We start from the raw sequence: 17427 nt of genomic DNA, 5'->3' as shown, positions 1-17427 counted from the left end.
GCGTATTGGCGGTTCAGAGGGCCGGACCGCGCCAGTCGGGATGATCCTGACGATAGCGCTTCATGGGTCGTTCGAATTTCTTGTCGCAGGTAGCCACCGAAATCTTGTCTGACCACACGACGGACGACAGTCTCGTGTCAAGGTCGGGCCGTAGCTTGATGTACTCAAGATCGCTCTCCACCCGACAAGCCATATTGGCGTAGACATTGAGCCAGTAGTCGCTGGCCGGATAGCGTTTCATCAGGCCCTGATACCCGGTCATAAGCCAAGGCCAGCCGAAACGGTTCTCCACCGTGATGTCGTAATCTTCGCCTTCCATCGACGAATAGTCCCACGCCAAGCGCGCGAATACTTCCTCACGCTCGGCCTCTGGGGCTTGGTTGCGCATATCGGAAAAAAATTCGGTGAGGTCTTTAGCTGATCCGTACCAGCGGGGCATAAGGGCGCGCAGCATTTGTCTATGCAGGGCATAGTAGCGAGGGAACTTGGCGTGCCCTTCATCGAAGGTCGCCCGCAGTTCCTTCAACTCCGAGCCCTCACTGATGCCGATGGCCATGGACATGATGTACCAAAGCGGTGTGCCATTCGCCCGTTCCTTGATTTCCTTAAGTGCCGCCGCCGCCATGGCGAGACGGAAGCTGTAAAAGGCCTGCGCCTGGCCGCTGACGGTATCGGCTCCTCCGTGCCCGCGTGCCCACCAAGCCCAGGTGTAAAGAACCTCCACTTCCATCAAATCAGGATAGACGGACTGCGGGTAGGCGCGGCGCCAGTTGGCAATACGGGCGAACTGGTCGTCCACACCTAGGCCTTCATAGTCGAACAGGTCGTTCAGGCCGCCAACGGTTCCCTGCAGCCGCGATCCACCATCGGGCATTTCACCGATGGTTCGTAGTCCCTCGGCGAACGCGGCTTCCAAGGTGGCATAGTCTCCCTTGCGCAGGGCCTGCTGTGCGGCGCATCCAGCGGCTTCCCGCAAGGCGGGGCCGTCACCTTTGGCGTCGCTAGCGGTGGGGATTCGGCCGAAAGCAGCCGGCCCGTGGACACAATCGACGCCACCGTGCCGCAGCAGTGTACGGGCATAGGTTACAATGGTGCTGTTCGACAGTGCAGTGGGGCGGTGGGCCGAGGCCGCGCGTAGGTTCTGCCATTGCATATATGCGGACAGGCGGTCGTTTTTCTTGCTGAACCCTAGCAGGTCCTCAGCTTTGGATTGATCATTCTTCTTCAGTACGGCAACCAGCTCCTTGGCCCAGTTGAGGCGGTTTTCCGTATAGTCCAGGGCGTCGGACCCCGCGCGGGCTTGGTTTGCGGGCAGGAGGGGCTTTTCCCGCCGCAGCCGGTCGTACATTTTTTGCCAAGCGGGGACCATTTCCGTTTCAAAGGCCGCCGCCGCGTCAGCCACACTCATCGACCCGCCGCTGACCTGCGTGCCCAGTTGATTCCAGCGGCGCTCCGCCGTGCTGTTATCCCGGGCCAGATCCTGGTGTGATTGCCAATATTGCTCCCACGGACTGAGTTGCATCCCTTCATTGCGTGCCTGGATGACGCCAGCGATTGAGACGATGGCAACCACCGCCACGGCGCCACCCATCGCCAGCGGGCGTGGCCGTGCGCTGCCTGTATCGACCAAGGGTTGGGCCAGGATGCGGCCCAAAATCAGCCCGGCAAGCAGGCCGCCTACATGAGCAGCGTTGTCGATGCCGGTTTGCAGCATGCCGTTGGTCAGGCTGAAGACGACGAACACACCGGTGCTCAGCCAGTGGGCGCGGAAAACCGTCCTGGGGACGTGGGTACGGCGCAGGGAGAGATAGGCCAGGAACAAACCGAACAGCCCGAAAATGGCGCCCGACGCGCCGGCGCTCACGCGCGCGGGATCCCAGATGACGCTGGCCAAGCCGCTCAGCATGCCCGTGGCCATATAAAGGCCTAAGAACAACCAGCGGCCGTACAAGCGTTCGGTAAGCCGCCCCACGTTCCACAGCGCCCACATGTTGATGAGCAGATGCGCGGGGTCCAGGTGCAGGAACATGGCGGTGAACAGACGCCACCATTGACCGTTGATGGTCAGAACGCCGAAGTTGCCGCCCCAGCTCAGCAAGGACTGGAGGTCGAAAGCGGTGAAGCGTTGGCCGCCCCAGGCCATCACCGCGAAGACAAGGATATTCACCAGAACCAAGGCGGCTGTGATCCAGGCCCCACCGCCTGCCGCCATCAACCGATCGAACCGTCGGAGTGCCGCCCAGTTGTCGTCGAAGCCATCCGTACGGGCGGCGGGCAGCGCGCGGACGATGGCCTGAGCATCCGTCGCTGATTCCGCTTGAAAGGAAAATCTCCCCTTACCCAGGCCGATAGTCGCTAGCCAGCCCGAAAGGCCACGCTGGTCGAACTGCACCAGTGTGCCGTCAATGCCGACGTTACGGATGGTGGAGCGTGAAATGGCACAGGTCGCCCTCAATGGCACGCCCAACCATGTGCGCCGCCGACCGTGGAAAGTGATGCACGTGTCATCAATTTCCACCGATCCTGCGCCGTACAGGGATTGGCGGTCGCGGATAAATTCCAACCAGCCCAGTAGGCCATTATGAGGGCTTAAGCGCACGGCCCAACGGGGCAAGCTCTGGTTGGCTGCATCCACGGCCAAAGCCTGTTCGCCAACCGCACGCCGTGCGATTTCGGACGTCAAGTTCGCATGGTTCAGGGGGGAAGTGCCGGGGTCGACGATATGCTGCAAGTCACGCAGTTGGGCGTCTGTATATTGGGAAAAATCGATCAGGCCATCATGTGTGCCCGGCGCTACTGGCGTGGACCCCAAGTCATCCCCCACTCCCATCGATCGGTTGTCGCACCCCTGCGTCACCGTTCCATGGCCGTTTCATTGCAGGAAAGACTATTTTTGCCCTCCATGGGAAGGCAAGAGTAATCGTATCCAGGCGCCCGCTTCAACGGCGCAGCCAGAAGCGGCCGAACAGGTACAGCGCCGCCGCCCAGGCCAGCGCCATGGCCAGGGCATGGTGCTTGACGTGGGCCGGGAACTTGCGCGCCGACAGCAGGATCAGCACCGGCACGCCCGCCACCACCAGCGGCATCAGCAGCCACACCATCCCCGGCGCCGCCCCGCCCTGGGCGCCATCATTGGCCGCCACCACCGTCAGGAACAGGGCGGGGAAGATGGCCATGCATCCGCCCACGATCAGCAGGAAACCCAGCACCCACAGGGCGACTTTGCAGATTCGGTCGAGACGGGTCATGGGGTGAGCCGGGGTGGTGGGGCAAGACCCGTCCTCTATGGCATCGAATGGCCCCGTTGGGGAAGGGGCGGCGCCTTACACCCGCTCCACCGACACCTTCCGCACCCCCGTCGGCAGCGTCACCGTCACCCAGGCGGTTTCAGCGACCATCTCGACCGCACCGCCCCCCGTCACCTGATAGCGCCCCTTGGGCAGGCCGCGCAGGCGCAGGGTGGGCGGTTGGCGCTGGGCCTCGCCGTCCAGGGTCAGGCGCAGGCGGGCGTCGGCGGGGTGCCAGGCGATGCTCTCGCTGGGGGCGAAGCGGGCGCCCTGCACCTCCAGGTCCAGGTGCTGGCGGGCCAGGCGGGCGTGTTGCAGGCGGGCGTGCAGGCGGCGGCGGACGCCATCGCGCGGGGTGATCTTCAGCCAGCCGTCGGCCTCCACCAGGGTGCCGCCGAAGCAGAAGCGGCCGAACACGGGGTCGTCGCTGACCAAGGTCGCGGCCATGCGCAGGGCGCCGCAGAAGCCCAGGTCGCTTTCGCTGGAATAGTACCAGCTGCCCCGGTGGTGGGGCTGGCCCAGCCAAGTGGTGCCGTGGGACGCGGGCTCGAACCCTCCGCCGGAGGCGCCGTCGTTGGCCTGGCCCGGATACCAGTAGCCGTAACCGCTTTCCGCCGTGCCGCTGTTCACCAGGGCCCAGGCGCTCATGAACGAGGTCCAGGCCAGGCGCAGATGGGGCCGCCCGTCTTCGGCGTCATTCAGGGCATGGTCCGCCAAGGCCCAGCCGCCCATCTGCGCCATGTAGGTGAGGGTGAAGGCGTCGCCGCCGGCGGCGCGGTAGTCGCTGCCCAGGTAGTAATAGGCGGGCTCTATGGTGCCGCGGCAGAACAGGTTGGCGGCGATCTGGGCGTCAGCGAAGCGCCGGGCGGCGGCGCGGGTGACGGGGAAGCCCGGCTGGCCGGCATGGTCGAGGGCGTAGCGGGCCAGGGCCTGGGTGGACTCGAAGCCGGTGGAATCGAAGGGATATTCCGAACCGAAGAGGTCGGGCTTGCCGTTCACGAAGAAGTCGACCTTGCGCACCCAATGGCCGCGCAGCTCCGCCGCCTGGGCCGTCTTCCCCGCCGCGTCCAGGGCGTCGATCAGCTCGGGGATCACCACCTCGTTATAAAAGCCGGTCTCGTAGGCGCTCCACTGCTCGATCTTCATCGGGATGGTGAACAGGGCGCGGGTGGTGCCGTAGGCCCGCTCCAGATATGTCGCGGCGTCCAGCCGGGTGGTGATGGCGGGATGGCGGGTGGCGACCCGGTAGAGGCCCAGGTACATCGCGATGATGTGCGGGTAGTCGTAGGGCCGCCAGTAATGCTGGCGCCCCTTGGGGCCGGGGTCGGGGCTGTCCCGGTTCTTCTTCCAGTCGGGAATACCGTAGAGGGCGTAGCTGTCCTCCTCCTCCGTCGTGCGTTGCAGCCCGCCCCAGACGAAGTGCTCCACATAGTCATCCAGCGCCGCCACCTCCGCCTGCACCGGGTGCTCGGCGTTCTTGCTGGCGAGGTAGGCGGGTTTGCTCAGGCCTGGGTCGTCGCAGCTCACCTCATAGATGCGCCAACCTTTGATGCGGTCGTAATTGTCGGGGCCCAGCAGGGTCTGGGTCTCCTGGTTCCATTCCGCCAGCAGGCCATTGTACCACTTGGTCGGGTCGCGGTGCTGATGGGCGGCGATGAAGGCGGCGCGCTTGGCAATCAGGGTTTCCACCGGCTCGGTGGCGAAGAACTCCAGATGCGTGGCGCGCCCGTTCCCGTGGCGGATGGTGACCAAATTCTCGCCCAGGCGGCGGAAGCGCAGCTTATAGATGTGGCGGCCGTTGCGCTGGCCCAGGGGCGTGATGGTGGTCTGGTCCGGATGCTCCGCCTCGATGGCCTCAATGGTGTCCAGGGTGCGCAGCGCGATGCGGCCGGGCAGATCGGTGGGCAGGGTCATGCCCTGCGCCACCTCCACATCGATGCCGCCCTGGCTCACCAGCGCGTCGCGCACACCGGCATAGCTGTCGGCCCAGGTGAAGCGGGCGCCGAAGCGGCGGGTTTCGCCGGCCCCCAGGGTCAGGCTGGTCAGCGGCTGGCGCCAGCGGCCGCCCTCCGCTTTCATGGTCTCGCCCGTGGCGGCGGCGTGGATGAAGACCTGATAGGGACGGTAGGGCCGGACGGGGCTGTCGCTGTCCTGCCGGGCGCCTTGGCGCGGCTGCCAGTATTCGAAATGCGTTTCCCGTTCCGGCGTCATGACCAGATAGGGGCCGACGCTGTTGGACCGCATCCAGAACAGGAAGGAGCCATGGCCGGAGACGAAGCTGTGCTTCAGCACCGCGGATGTCGCCGGCTGCTTGGCCTTGAACTCGGTATGGAAGGGCAGGGGCAGGGCCAGGTCGCCGATCTCCAGTGGGGCACTGGTGCGGTTGGTCAGCGCCACCTGCCAGGCGAGATCGCCGTCGGCCACGCCCAGCCGCAGGGTCAGGCCCAGGGCGGGCCCGGACTCATCATTGATCTCGTACTCGGCCAAGCGGCTTTGGGCGTTTTGCTGGTCCAAGCGGGCGGGCGTCAGGCTGGCCGTGTCGACCGCGTGCCAGGGGGCGCTGCCGTCACGGCGATAGGCCAGGGCCACGTGGCCCAGCGCCTGCCCAGGCTCCAGGTAATCGGTGTCGAAGGCGTCGCCGGATGCCCGCAGGCTGGTCAGGCCGGGACCGTCGAAGGTGAGGGCGAAGGCGTGCATGGCCGGCTTGGCCGCACCGGCCATCGCCGGGGTACGGCTCGCCAGCACGGCCCCGGCCGCAACGCCACCGGCGGCCAGCATGACGTCACGGCGGCGCGGCCCCCCGGCCGGCTTGTTCTCACGCTTCATGATCGCAGGACCCCTTGCCAATCCGTTCCTTCAGCCCTCTTTGGCGGGGCCGATTTTGGATACAATATACAGATTGATCGGGGCCGGGAAGGGGCTTAAGCGGCGGCCGTCTGTGCTGTGCCACCCCAATCGTAACGGCGGGCCAGGGCCATGAATTCGCGCAGGGCGGGGGAATGGCGGCGGCCGGCGACGCTGGCCAGGCTGACGGTGCGCGACAGTTCCGGCTCGATCAGGGGGCGGGTGGCGATGCCGGGCAGCATGGGCAGGAATTCCGGCATCACGGCGCAGCCCAGGCCGGCCAGGATCATGGCCTGGATCCAGTCCTCCCGCTCGCTCTCGTAACAGACGCGGACATCGGCGGGATCGGGGATGCCCAGGGCGTCGAAATGCTGCGGGTATTCGCAGTTCACCCGGTTCAGGTAATCCTCCTGGTCCAGTTCCTTCAGCGGCACCACGTCCATGGCCTCGAAGCGGTGGCCGGGGGCGAAGGCGACGGTGTAGCGCTCGTGATACAGCGGCCGGGCCTCCACCCGCTCCGGCAGATCGGGCAGGCCCAGCAGGGCGCAGTCCAGCTCCCCCTCCATCAGCAGGGCCAGCACCTCGCGTCCCGGCGCGTCGCGCAGCAGCACCTCCACCGAGGGCAGGGCGGCGCGGAAGCGCTTCAGGAAGCCCACCAGGCGGGTGGGGCCGATGGTGCACATCACGCCCAGGCGCACGCGGCCGCGTTCCAGCTTGCCAAAGCTGCGCGCCTCCAATTTCGCCAACTCGCTGGCGTGGAACACCGCCTCCAGGTGCGGGCGCATCAGGCGACCCAGGTCGGACAGATGGGTCAGGGTGCGTTCGCGCACGAACAGCGGCCCGCCCAGTTCCTCCTCCAGCTTCTGGATGGCCTTGGTCAGCGAGGGCTGGGCCACGCCGCAGGCCTCCGCCGCCTTGGTGAAGTTCAGGGTTTCGCACAGCGCCACGAAGTAGCGCACCTGGTTCATTTCCATCGCGGGTTCATTTCCATGAGATCGACATTTCCCTAGAAACGGCGGCGTCCGGCCTTGTTGAACCATGCCGGACGCCGCCTGTCGCGGGGAAACGTCGCCGCACGGGGTTCAGGACCGGGGGCGCAGGCCCAGGCGGGTGTTGACGGCGTCGACCACATAGTCATAGGCGGCCAACAGGTGGACGCCGGTGTTGATGAAGCTGCCCCCTTGCGGGCTGGGGCCGCCGTTCAGGATGCGGCTGGGCGAGGCTGGCTGGCTGGGGTCGCAGTTGACGTTGGGGCCCGGCCCGTCGGCGGGCTGGGTGTTGACGAAGCTGTAATTCAGGGCAGTGAAACCGGCCTCATCCTCCGCCTGGATGGTGATGGCGGCGTTCAGCCACGGGATGGGGGGCTCGGGCTGGGGGATGACGCCGATGAACATGTTGGTGATGCCGGCATCCATCAGCATCTGCGCCCGGGTCTGGATGGGCGTGCCGCCCTGCGGCGTCACCGTCAGTTGCACCCACGGCAGCTGCAGGCCGCTGGGGCTGCCGGCGTCGGCCGCCAGGGGCAGGAAGCGGTAGCCCTGCAGGCTGTCGGCGTTCTGCCCCAGGGTGACCAGGCCATGCTTGCCATTGTCCTGCAGCGCCGCCGTCAAGGCATAGGCCGGCAGCACGCCGGGATTGTCGCCGCCCATGTCGCGCAGGTTCAGGAAGGGATTGTCCAGGGCGGTGGCGGCGTTGCCGGATGGCGTCAGCGTGGCCTTGGCTTCCAGCCCGATGCCCACGCCCAGCATGTAGACCGTGTCGTCATTGGTGCAGGCCATGACGCGCACGGGGGCCAGGACGGCGGTGCCCTGCGGCGTGCCGTCGCCCACCTGCAGGCCGGTGACCGTCACCACCGGCCCGGTGCGGGTGTTGCCGCTGGGCTCATAGGTGAAGGTCAGCGTCTCATCCGTGGGCACGGCCCAGGGCAGGAAATTGCCCTGGCCATCCTGCAGCGCCGCGATGGGCACCACGATGCCGACCGAGCCCGTGTCGATGTTCACGCCGTGGCTGGCCTGGTTGGGGAAGAACAGGGTGGTGGAGAACAGGCCGGGCAGGTCGCCCGCCATGTTGATGGTGGGCTGGAAGGTGATGATGTTGGTGCCGTACTGGACGCTCATGGTGGTGCTCCTCAGGCAGGGGGAACGGCCTGAGAATGTCCGCTCGACGGGTTTGTTCCAATCCCTATGATCTTACAAGTTGTGACCGGTATCCAACCGGCGGCGGATCAGATGGTCCAGCGACAGGGCGCCGGGGCCGCGCAGGATGATGGGGACCAGCACCGCCGACCACAGCAGGTGGTCCGGCCAGCTGTCAGGATAGACGAAGATCTCGATCACCATCGTCATGCCGAACAGGGCGCCGGCGGACAGGCGCGACGCCAGGCCGATGACCAGCAGCACGGCGCACAGGTTTTCCGTGATGCTGGCCAGCACGGCCGCCACCTCCGGCGGGACCAGGGGCACCTTGTACTCGTCCCGGAACAGGTCGAAGGTGGTGTCGTTGATGTGGAAGCCCGTCACCTTGGTCTGGCCGGAACGCCAGAAGACGGTGGCGGCGGCCAGGCGCCACAGCAGGGCGTCAAGCCCCCGGGGAAACCGTTCCAGCCGGTGGATGAGGGCGAGCGCCAAGGCCACGGGTGCCGGCTTGGCCGTCGCGGTGGTGGTCACGGGCAGGGTCATGGCAATTCCACTCCGATGAAGACCTGCGCCGCCAGCAGGCCGGTTAATTCGTGTTCCAGATTGAAGCCCGCGTCCAGGGCCAGCGCGTTGTCCCAGGCGCTACCCAGGGGTAAACCGGCGCCCAAAGCCATCAGCAGGGCGAAGGCGCTGGGGCTGAGGCGGATCAGCAGCACGTCGGCCGCCGGCCGCACCACCAGCAGATGGGTGTCGCGGTCGCCGTCCAAATCCACCGCCGCGTCGTCCGAGCCCGGCTGGTTGGCCCGCCAGATGCGGTCCACCGGCCAGGGGCTGGCGACGAAGCGGTGGCTGGGGTGCAGGCGCCAGACGGTCTCCTCCACCGCGTCGCCCAGGGCGGCCAGGGCGCCCGTATCCACGGGCGTGGCCTCCGCCGCGTGATAGGCGTGGGTCCACGCCGCCTCCAGCCGGGCGACATCGGCCAGATAGGGCAGTTGCCGCGCCACGTCCTGCCCGGCCAGCCAGGCGGGAAAGCCGGCGCCGTAGCGCAGCAGCGGCGCCTCATGGGGCGGCTGGTGGCGGACATAGGCCTGGGCCAGGCCGATGAAGCAGGCCTCGCCCACCAGGCGCTGGACCACGGGGAAAGTGCCGGCCAGGGTTGCGGCCAGGCCACCCAGGGTATTGTCGCGATGCAAGCCGGCGTTGGGCCAGGGCGGTATGCGGTTGGGGGTCAGCACCCAGTCACGAAGCTCGCGTTGACGTTCAAGCAGCGTGGGCATGGCCACCTTCCCGCGTGGATAGGGCCTCGGCGATGCCGTCGGCCGTGGCGGCCTCGGCCAGCAGGTCGGCTAGGGGCGGGACGTTGGCGTCCCGTTCCACCAAGGTGGGAACGGGGCCGAAGCGGGTCAGGGCCTGGCGGTACAGGTCCCACACGGCGGCGGTGACGGGGGCGCCATGGGTGTCCAGCAGGACGGTGCGGCCGTCGTGGTCCACGGGCTCGTGCCCCGCCACATGGATTTCGCCCACGACGTTGGCCGGTAGGGCGGCCAGGTAAGCGCCCGCGTCCAGGCCGACATTGTGGGCGCTGACATGGATGTTGTTCACGTCCAGCAGGATGCCGCAGCCGGTGCGTCGGGCCAGTTCCGCCAGGAACGCCGCCTCGTCCCAGTCGCTTTCCGGGAAGGACAGGTAGCTGGACGGGTTCTCGACCAGGATGCGGCGGCGCAGGGCCGTCTGCGTCTGGTCGATATGCTCGGCCACGACGCCCAGGCTGGCATTGGTATACGGGATGGGCAGCAGGTCGTTGAGATAGGTGCCGTCGATACGGCACCAGGCCAGGTGCTCCGACACCAGTTCCGGCTGATAGCGTTCCACCAGGGCCGCCAGGTCGGCCAGATGCCCGGCGTCCAGCGGCTCCGCCCCGCCCAGGGACAGGCCGACGCCATGGATGGACAGGGGGTAGATGTCACGCAGGGCGGTCAGCCAGCGATGGGCCGGGCCGCCGGCGCCCATGTAATTCTCGGCGTGCACTTCCAGAAAGCGCAGGGAGGGGCGGCCGGCCAGCAGCTCGGCCGTGTGACGGGCCTTGAGGCCTATACCGGTGATGCCCATGGCGGCTCCCTCCCTGGCTTGACGGCGTTACGGCTTACTTCTTGGCGGGTTCGGTGCTGCCGCCGGAGATCTTGGCGCAGGTGCCGGCCGGCACGGCGATGAAGGCGCCGGGGTCGCGGTCCTTGGTGGCATGGCCGGCGCAGGAGTTGCTGTCGGTCTTGCAGTCGTTGTGGCCGGCCTTCACGACGCCGTAGCACTTCTCCATGTCCGCGGCCTTGGCCGGGGCGGCGGCCAGGGTGGCGCCGGCGACGGCGGTGGCGACGATCAAGCCCAGGCCCAGGCGGCGAGTGGTGGTGGTCTGCATTTTCAAAATCCCCTCAGGTTTGGTGGGTGGTTGCGATGGGCAGACGCTAACCCCGATCCCCCCGCCCTGTGAAATGCAGGGGGGATATGAAATCCATAGCGACCGGATATGGCGTCCGGTTGTCGCACCTCTTGCCGGGTTGCGGGCGGGACGGTCCCCATGCCAGGGTTCCACCGGCCCCGAAAAACGCCCCATCCGAAGGCGCCGTCCCATGGATCTCACCACCGCCCTCGCCGCCCTGAAGGACGGCACCCTGACCGCCCGTGACTTGGCCGAGGCCTGCATCGCCGCCCGGGCGGAGCGGCCCGACGCCCGCGACAATCCCTATGTCGCCTTCAGCGCCAGCCTGCTGCGCGCCCAGGCGGACGCCGCCGATGTTCGGCGAACGGCGGGTCAGCCGCTCAGCGACTTCGACGGCATCCCCGTATCGCTGAAGGACAATTACGGAACCGGAACGGTTTGTGGCGGCACGTGGCCGGTATTCGCCGGGTCCCCCCGTCGCCTGCCACCCATGTGGAACCAGCCGGGCGGCGTGGTCAGCCGCCTGCTGGCCCAGGGCGCGGTCGTTACCGGGAAGACCCGCATGGTGGAGTTCGCCTTCGGCGGCCTGGGGGCCAACGGCCATTGGGGCACGCCGCGCAACCCCTGGGACCGTGATCACCACCGCGTGCCCGGAGGATCCAGCACCGGCGCGCCGCTTAGCCTGCATGAGGGGTCCGCCCTGCTGGCGCTGGGCACCGACACGGCGGGGTCGGTCCGCATCCCGGCGGCCTGGAATGGTCTTTATGGCTACAAAAGCGCGCGGGGGCACCTGGCGACCGACGGTATCGTGCCGCTGTCGCCGCGCCTGGACACCGTGGGCATCCTGGCGCTGACGGCACATGACCTGGCCCAAGGCTATCGCCTGTTGACCGGCACCGCCATCGATCCGCTGACGGACCCCGGCGTCATCCGCATCGGCCGCGCGCCGGACGCGCTGTGGCAGGACTGCAGCCCCGGCGTGGTGACGGCGGTGGACACCGCGCTGGACCGCTTGACCAGTGTGTTCCGCCCGGTGGACAGCGTGACCATTCCGGAATTGGATGAGGCCCTGGCCCTATTCCGCCGGGGCGGCCTGGCGGGGGCGGAGATTTATGGCTTTCTTAGCCAGGAACTGCCGGCCTGGCTGCCCAGTTTGGACGCCTATGTCGGCCCCCGTATCCGCGCCTCGGCCGATGTGCTGGACTATGACGCGCGCGTCGCCTTCCTCGACCGCTTCGCCAATGGCGTGCAGGCCCTGTTCCACGACGTCGATGTGGTGGCGATGCCCACGGTGGCCATCACCCCGCCGCCGCTGGCCGACCTGGCGGTGCCGTCGGCCTATGGCCGCGCCAACCTGATGGCGCTGCGCAACTGCTGCGTCGCCAATCTGGGGGACATGGCGGCGGTCACCCTGCCGGTGGGCACGGACGCCGCCGGTTGTCCCGTGGGCTTGCAGTTGCTGGCCCCGCGCGGCGCCGACGCCCGCCTGCTGGCCATCGCCCGGGCGGCGGCGGCCCATTTGGCTGGGGACTATTAAGGGTTGGCTCGCAGGCGACGTAGCGCCGGATTGATGAAGTCGTCGACCAGCAAATAGATGCCGAAGGCCAGCAGGAAGCCACCCATGAACAGGCCGCGCCAGAAAATGGCATGGTGGGACAGAAGTTGCCGCTCAATGATGTAACCGCCGCCGCCGATCATCAAAGCCATGACGATGAACAGGACGGTCTTGCGTATTTTCGCTCCCACGGAACCCCTCGTGCGCGAATGGCCCTTCGTGATCCTAACACAATCGTGTCGCGTGGGGCATGGCAGGGCTGTGGATTGCGACCATGCGCCCCGCGCGGTGGCACTTGCCTGCATGTCACCGCTAACGCATCGTGGCGCCATAATAATCCGGCAGTTCAGTCACCAAACCACAGGGAAACCCCATGCCTCAGCGCCACCGGTCTGTGCGTACGCTGTCCGTCCTCCTGCTGACCGGAGCCACGCTCCATGGCGTGAACGCTTGGGCCAAGCCCGCCAAACCGGAAGCCTCGGCGCCCGAGGTGTCGCCTGTAGGCCCCGTGGATGACCATCCGGTGCTGCGTGACATCGCCGCCCAGGTGGACCCGGCGCAGCTGCATGCCACGATCGAAAAGCTGGTATCCTTCGGCACCCGCCACACCCTGTCCGACACCAACTCCCCCGACCGGGGCATCGGCGCCGCCCGTGCCTGGGTCAAAAGCCGGTTCGAGGCCATCTCCAAGGACTGCGGCGGTTGCCTGACCGTGGTGACGCCGGCGCAAACGGTGTCGGGCAAGCGCGTGCCTACCCCGACGGAGGTCATGGATGTGGTGGCCGTGCTGAAGGGCACGGAGGTGCCGCAGCGGGTGGTCGTCATCGCCGGCCACCTGGACAGCCGCGTGACGGACGTCATGAACGCCACGGCCGACGCGCCCGGGGCCAACGACGACGCCTCCGGCGTGGCGGCGGCCATCGAGGCGGCGCGGGTGCTGTCCCACCACAAGTTCCGCGCCACCCTGGTGTTCGCGGCCCTGTCGGGCGAGGAACAGGGCCTGCTGGGCGGCAAGGTGCTGGCCGATTATGCCAAGGAGCAGGGCTGGCAGGTGGAGGCCGACCTCAACAACGATATCATCGGCAACACCCAGGGCGAGGACGGCGTGGTGGACAACACCCATGTCCGCGTCTTCTCCGAGGGCACCAAGGCGGTGGAGACGGCGAAGCAGGCCAACCAGCGTCGCTATTCCGGGGGCGAGGTTGACAGCCCTTCGCGCAACCTGGCGCGCTACATGGACGGCATCGCCACCCGCTACCTGGATAATTTCAGCGTGCGCATGGTCTATCGCACCGACCGCTTCGGTCGCGGTGGCGACCAGGTGCCGTTCCTCGAGGCGGGCTTCCCCGCCGTCCGCGTGACCGAGGCGCATGAGAACTACACCCGCCAGCACCAGGACCTGCGCAGTGAGGGTGGGGTGCGGTATGGCGACACCATCGACGGCGTGGACTTCACCTATCTGGCCCAAGTGACCCGCCTGAACGCGCTGACCATGGCCAGCCTGGCCTGGGCTCCGGCCCCGCCCGCCGACGTGAAGGTCGAGGGTGCCCTTAAGCATGACACCACGCTGAGCTGGACCAAGGTGCCGGGCGCTGCAGGCTACCGCGCCTGGTGGCGCGACACCCTGGCGCCCACCTGGCAGCATGACCGCTGGGCCGGCGACGCCACCACCGTGACCCTGCCCAATGTCGTCATCGACGACTGGTTCTTTGGCGTCGCGGCCGTTTCCAAGGACGGCTATGCCAGCCCGGTGGTCTATCCGGGCCCCGCCGGATCCTTTGTCGCCGTGCCCGACCCAGCCGGCCCGTGAGCAGCAGAGACGTGATGAGCAGCACCCCTTCCAACGCCGCCGCCCCTGACCCCGCGCCCCAGGACGGGCCGGCCCGCAAGGGCTGGGGCGGGGCGCTGCGCCATCCGGCCTTCCTGCGCTATTGGCTGGCGCGCATCCTGTCCATGGGGGCCCTGCAGATCCAGGCGGTGGCGGCCGGCTGGGCCATTTACGACCGTACCGGCAGCACCATGAACCTGGGCCTGATCGGCCTGGCGCAGTTCCTGCCCTCCGTCGGGCTGGTGCTGGTCACCGGCCATGCCGCCGACCGGCTGGACCGGCGCATGATCATCACCATCTGCGTGGGTGTGGAGGCGGCGGCCATGGCCATGACGGGGGTGGTGTTGGCCTCCCCCGACCTGCCGGTGTGGCTGGTCTATGCCGCCGTCATGCTGTTCGGCGCCGCCCGCGCGTTCGAGGCGCCGGCCTCATCCGCCCTGCTGCCCAACCTGGTGCCCAAGGCCGACTTCCCCAATGCGGTGGCCATCAGTTCTTCGGCCATGCAGGTGGCGGGGGTGCTGGGGCCGGCGCTGGGCGGTGTGCTCTATGCTGGCCTGCATGACTGGGTGTTCGGCGTCGGCGCCGGCTTCCTGCTGCTGGCCGGCCTGATCGTCATCGGCATCTCCGCCCCCTCCCGCGCCGTGGCCCGCGCCCCGGTCAGCTGGGACGGCATCCTGGGTGGCATCCGCTATATCCGCCGGCAGCCCATCGTCTTGGGCGCCATTTCCCTGGACCTGTTCGCCGTGCTGCTGGGGGGCGCCACCGCCTTGCTGCCGGCCCTGGCGCGCGATCAGTTCTCCGTCGACGCCGGCCTCCTGGGGCTGACGGGCCCCATGCTGTTGGGCGTCATGCGCGGCGCCCCGGGGGCCGGGGCGATCCTGGTGGGCCTGACCTTGGCCGCCCGACCGCTGAAGCGGCGCGTTGGGCCCATCATGCTGGCCTGTGTCGGCGTGTTCGGCCTGGCGACCATCGTCTTCGGCCTGACCCATTCACCGGCCATCGCCCTGCTCAGCCTGCTGGTCATGGGGGCGGTCGACATGGTCAGCGTCTTCGTGCGCCAGACCTTGGTGCAGCTGGGCACGCCCGATGAGATGCGCGGCCGCGTCAGCGCCGTCAGCGGCCTGTTCATCGGCGCGTCCAACCAGCTGGGCGAGTTCGAGTCCGGTCTGACCGCGTCCTGGCTGGGAACGGAACTGGCGGTGGTGGTGGGCGGCATCGGCACCGTGGCCGTGGTGGCCCTGTGGTGCGTGCTGTTCCCGGCCCTGCGGCGCGCCGATAGGCTGGACTGGTCGGCCGCCGCCTGACGGCGGCCTTCGCCGCGGCCAATAAAAAAGGAAGAACGGGCGGCGGCCCATCCTTCCTTTTTTAAATCGAACGCTGCGGGCGCGGGCAATCAGCCCTTGGCCTTGAAGGCGCGCAGCTGCTTGTTGAACTCGTTGGCGATGCTCTGCATCTGGTCGACGGCGGCGTTGTACTTGGCGGAGCCGGCGGCCTTGTCGTTCTCCAGGCACTTCAGGAAGTCCTGCATGTCGGCCATGTAGCCCTTCACCGAGGCGCTGGCGCTGGTCATCTGCTCGGTGGTGGCGCCGGCGCCATCGGGGATGGACGGCGGGTTGGCGTGCGTGCTGCACTCGGCCAGCGCGGGGCCGGCGACAAAAAGGGAAACGGTGGCCAAAATGCCCAGGAACTTCGTGTTCATCGCTGATCTCTCTTCTCTGCTGCCCCGGTGGTCCGCCATTCTGGGCGGCGCAGCACAAGGGGGTGTTGGACCCAAAGCCTTATGCTGCACCTGCGACGGCGGCCAATTGTTTACGGTCGGTTTATTAGCAAAACCTTACCAAGATGAAAACAAGTCCCGCATGCATCGTTGGGCTGCGTCGGACGCGGGGTGGTGGAACCGGTGAGGTGTATATTTGGACAACCAACTGCCCCGCCGCCGTCATTCCGACAAATTGTGAGAATACACTTGCCGTTTGTTCTGGGAAATTACCATGCATTTTAGGAAAATTGCTCTGGCGGCGATCTATTTTTGCCTGGCCAGCCCCCTGGGGTCGGCGGCGGCGCAGACCTGTATTGCGCTGCAGCATGCCGCCCGGGACGCGGCCCCCGGATCTGGCCCCCGTTTCGTGATCAGCTACCCCGGCGACACCCATCCCGCCCTGGCGCACAGTGCGTTCACCTACGACAACGCCCTGACCGCCATCGCCTTGGTGGCATGCGGCCATGTCGAGGATGCCCGCCTTGTTGGCGACGCCCTGGCGCGGGCGGCCACGACGGACCGGACCTTCAAGGATGGGCGGGTGCGTAACGCCTACCGCGCCGGTGCCGCCGCCAGCCCGCCCCTCCCGCCCGGCTGGTGGGATGACAAGGCCGGCCAGTGGGCGGAGGACGGCTATCAGGACGGTAGCGCCACGGGAAACGTGATTTGGGCGGCGCTGGCCCTGCTGACGCTGCACGAGGCGACGGGCGAGGCGACCTATCGTGACCGTGCCGCCGGCCTGATGCGCTGGGTGGCGGATTTGATGGCCGACCCGGCCCAGCCCGGCGGGTTCGTCGGTGGGCTGGATGGTTTCGATCCCGCCCAACAGCGCCTGAATTACAAGGCGACGGAACACAACATCGATGCGGCGGCGGCCTTCGCTTGGCTGGCGCGCTTGACGGGCGACGCCGCCTGGACCCGCCACGCCGATCTGGCGCGCGGCTTCGTGGCGGCGGCTTGGGATGGGACGGAAGGACGTTTCCGCATCGGCACCAAGCCCGACGGCCGCGGCTGGGCGCCCGGGGCGGCGCTGGACATCCAGTTGTGGGTGCACCTGGGTATCGTCGACGCGCCGGCGGACTGGCGCCGGTCGTTGGCCTGGGTGGAGGCGCACCACGCCACCGCCGGCGGCTTCGACTTCAATGACGACCGCGACGGCGTGTGGATCGAAGGCACGGCGCAGGCGGCCCTCACCTATAAGATGCTGGGGCAGCCGGACAAGGCGGCGGCGGCCCTGGCCACCGTCCAGGCGGCCAGGGAGCCGGGCGGGCTGTTCTACGCCACCGCCGCCGGCACGGTCAGTACCGGCCTGGCGGTGGGGCCGGCCTCCACCACCGACGACTTCCGCTACTACCACCAACCCCATCTGGGGGCGACCGCCTGGGCCGCCCTGGCGGAGGTGGGCTGGAACCCTTTCACTGGGCGGCGTGTGGAGGTGAAGGGGAAGGCCACGCGTCCATAAGTCTAGGACCAGACTATTCATTATTTGTTAAGCACGTTGACGGGAGGATTGAGGGCCCTGCCGTGCCGGTGGCGCCGGGGAAAAGCAGGTCACAAGTCATCACTGCCGTATTTCATGGGAGAA

At 67.6% G+C, this 17427-nt stretch carries 15 protein-coding genes; 4 read left to right on the top strand and 11 right to left on the bottom strand.

Going from position 1 to position 17427, the window contains the following annotated elements:
* Window positions 1-13 precede the first annotated feature (13 nt).
* From UAA55_RS02550 to UAA55_RS02510, 9 genes are all read right to left on the bottom strand, one after another.
* Window positions 14-2812, bottom strand: a complete 2799-nt coding sequence (locus UAA55_RS02550; RefSeq protein ID WP_322951098.1) for a rhomboid family intramembrane serine protease — start codon at window positions 2810-2812, stop codon at window positions 14-16.
* A 127-nt stretch (window positions 2813-2939) separates the two neighbouring features.
* Entirely contained in the window at window positions 2940-3248 is a 309-nt protein-coding gene (locus UAA55_RS02545) for a hypothetical protein (RefSeq protein ID WP_322951097.1), read from the bottom strand.
* A 75-nt stretch (window positions 3249-3323) separates the two neighbouring features.
* Window positions 3324-6113, bottom strand: a complete 2790-nt coding sequence (locus UAA55_RS02540) for a DUF5695 domain-containing protein (RefSeq protein ID WP_322951096.1) — start codon at window positions 6111-6113, stop codon at window positions 3324-3326.
* Window positions 6114-6208: 95 nt separating this feature from the next.
* Complete coding sequence (locus tag UAA55_RS02535; RefSeq protein WP_322951095.1) at window positions 6209-7105, bottom strand: LysR family transcriptional regulator; 897 nt, start codon at window positions 7103-7105, stop codon at window positions 6209-6211.
* A gap of 108 nt (window positions 7106-7213) precedes the next feature.
* Window positions 7214-8248 carry a hypothetical protein gene (locus tag UAA55_RS02530; protein ID WP_322951094.1) on the bottom strand — a complete coding sequence of 345 codons (1035 nt, stop codon included), beginning with the start codon at window positions 8246-8248 and terminating at the stop codon, window positions 7214-7216.
* A 72-nt stretch (window positions 8249-8320) separates the two neighbouring features.
* Window positions 8321-8809: a DoxX family protein gene (locus UAA55_RS02525; protein WP_322951093.1), complete on the bottom strand. Its 489-nt coding sequence runs from the start codon at window positions 8807-8809 to the stop codon at window positions 8321-8323.
* Window positions 8806-9543: an HvfC/BufC N-terminal domain-containing protein gene (locus tag UAA55_RS02520; RefSeq protein WP_322951092.1), complete on the bottom strand. Its 738-nt coding sequence runs from the start codon at window positions 9541-9543 to the stop codon at window positions 8806-8808. Before UAA55_RS02520 ends, UAA55_RS02525 begins: the two co-directional genes overlap by 4 nt.
* Window positions 9527-10375, bottom strand: coding sequence for an MNIO family bufferin maturase (gene bufB / locus UAA55_RS02515; protein WP_322951091.1), 849 nt, complete (start codon window positions 10373-10375; stop codon window positions 9527-9529). The genes UAA55_RS02520 and bufB overlap by 17 nt, the downstream gene beginning before the upstream one ends.
* Before the next feature lie 34 nt (window positions 10376-10409).
* Window positions 10410-10679, bottom strand: a complete 270-nt coding sequence (locus UAA55_RS02510) for a BufA1 family periplasmic bufferin-type metallophore (RefSeq protein WP_145612387.1) — start codon at window positions 10677-10679, stop codon at window positions 10410-10412.
* Between the two features lie 211 nt (window positions 10680-10890).
* Here UAA55_RS02510 and UAA55_RS02505 point away from each other — a divergent pair, with 211 nt between their 5' ends.
* A complete protein-coding gene (locus UAA55_RS02505) occupies window positions 10891-12237 on the top strand; it encodes an amidase (protein WP_322951090.1) in 1347 nt (448 codons plus the stop codon).
* Here the strand turns inward: UAA55_RS02505 and UAA55_RS02500 are convergent.
* Window positions 12234-12446 carry a hypothetical protein gene (locus UAA55_RS02500; protein WP_322951089.1) on the bottom strand — a complete coding sequence of 71 codons (213 nt, stop codon included), beginning with the start codon at window positions 12444-12446 and terminating at the stop codon, window positions 12234-12236. The two genes, UAA55_RS02505 and UAA55_RS02500, sit on opposite strands and share 4 nt — an antisense overlap.
* 182 nt (window positions 12447-12628) lie before the next feature.
* Here UAA55_RS02500 and UAA55_RS02495 point away from each other — a divergent pair, with 182 nt between their 5' ends.
* Together UAA55_RS02495 and UAA55_RS02490 are read left to right on the top strand one after the other, a co-directional pair.
* Window positions 12629-14065 carry a M20/M25/M40 family metallo-hydrolase gene (locus tag UAA55_RS02495; protein ID WP_322951088.1) on the top strand — a complete coding sequence of 479 codons (1437 nt, stop codon included), beginning with the start codon at window positions 12629-12631 and terminating at the stop codon, window positions 14063-14065.
* A gap of 14 nt (window positions 14066-14079) precedes the next feature.
* Entirely contained in the window at window positions 14080-15387 is a 1308-nt protein-coding gene (locus UAA55_RS02490; RefSeq protein ID WP_322951087.1) for an MFS transporter, read from the top strand.
* Between the two features lie 89 nt (window positions 15388-15476).
* Here the strand turns inward: UAA55_RS02490 and UAA55_RS02485 are convergent, their stop codons facing one another.
* Window positions 15477-15782: a hypothetical protein gene (locus UAA55_RS02485; protein WP_145612383.1), complete on the bottom strand. Its 306-nt coding sequence runs from the start codon at window positions 15780-15782 to the stop codon at window positions 15477-15479.
* 292 nt (window positions 15783-16074) lie between these two features.
* Here UAA55_RS02485 and UAA55_RS02480 point away from each other — a divergent pair, with 292 nt between their 5' ends.
* Window positions 16075-17304 (top strand): hypothetical protein, encoded by a 1230-nt coding sequence (locus tag UAA55_RS02480; RefSeq protein ID WP_322951086.1) that lies wholly within the window; start codon window positions 16075-16077, stop codon window positions 17302-17304.
* The last annotated feature ends 123 nt before the right edge of the window (window positions 17305-17427 follow it).

Source organism: Nitrospirillum guanabarense (assembly GCF_034653355.1).
Lineage (GTDB): Bacteria > Pseudomonadota > Alphaproteobacteria > Azospirillales > Azospirillaceae > Nitrospirillum.
This window is presented reverse-complemented; position numbering and strand designations above follow the sequence as displayed.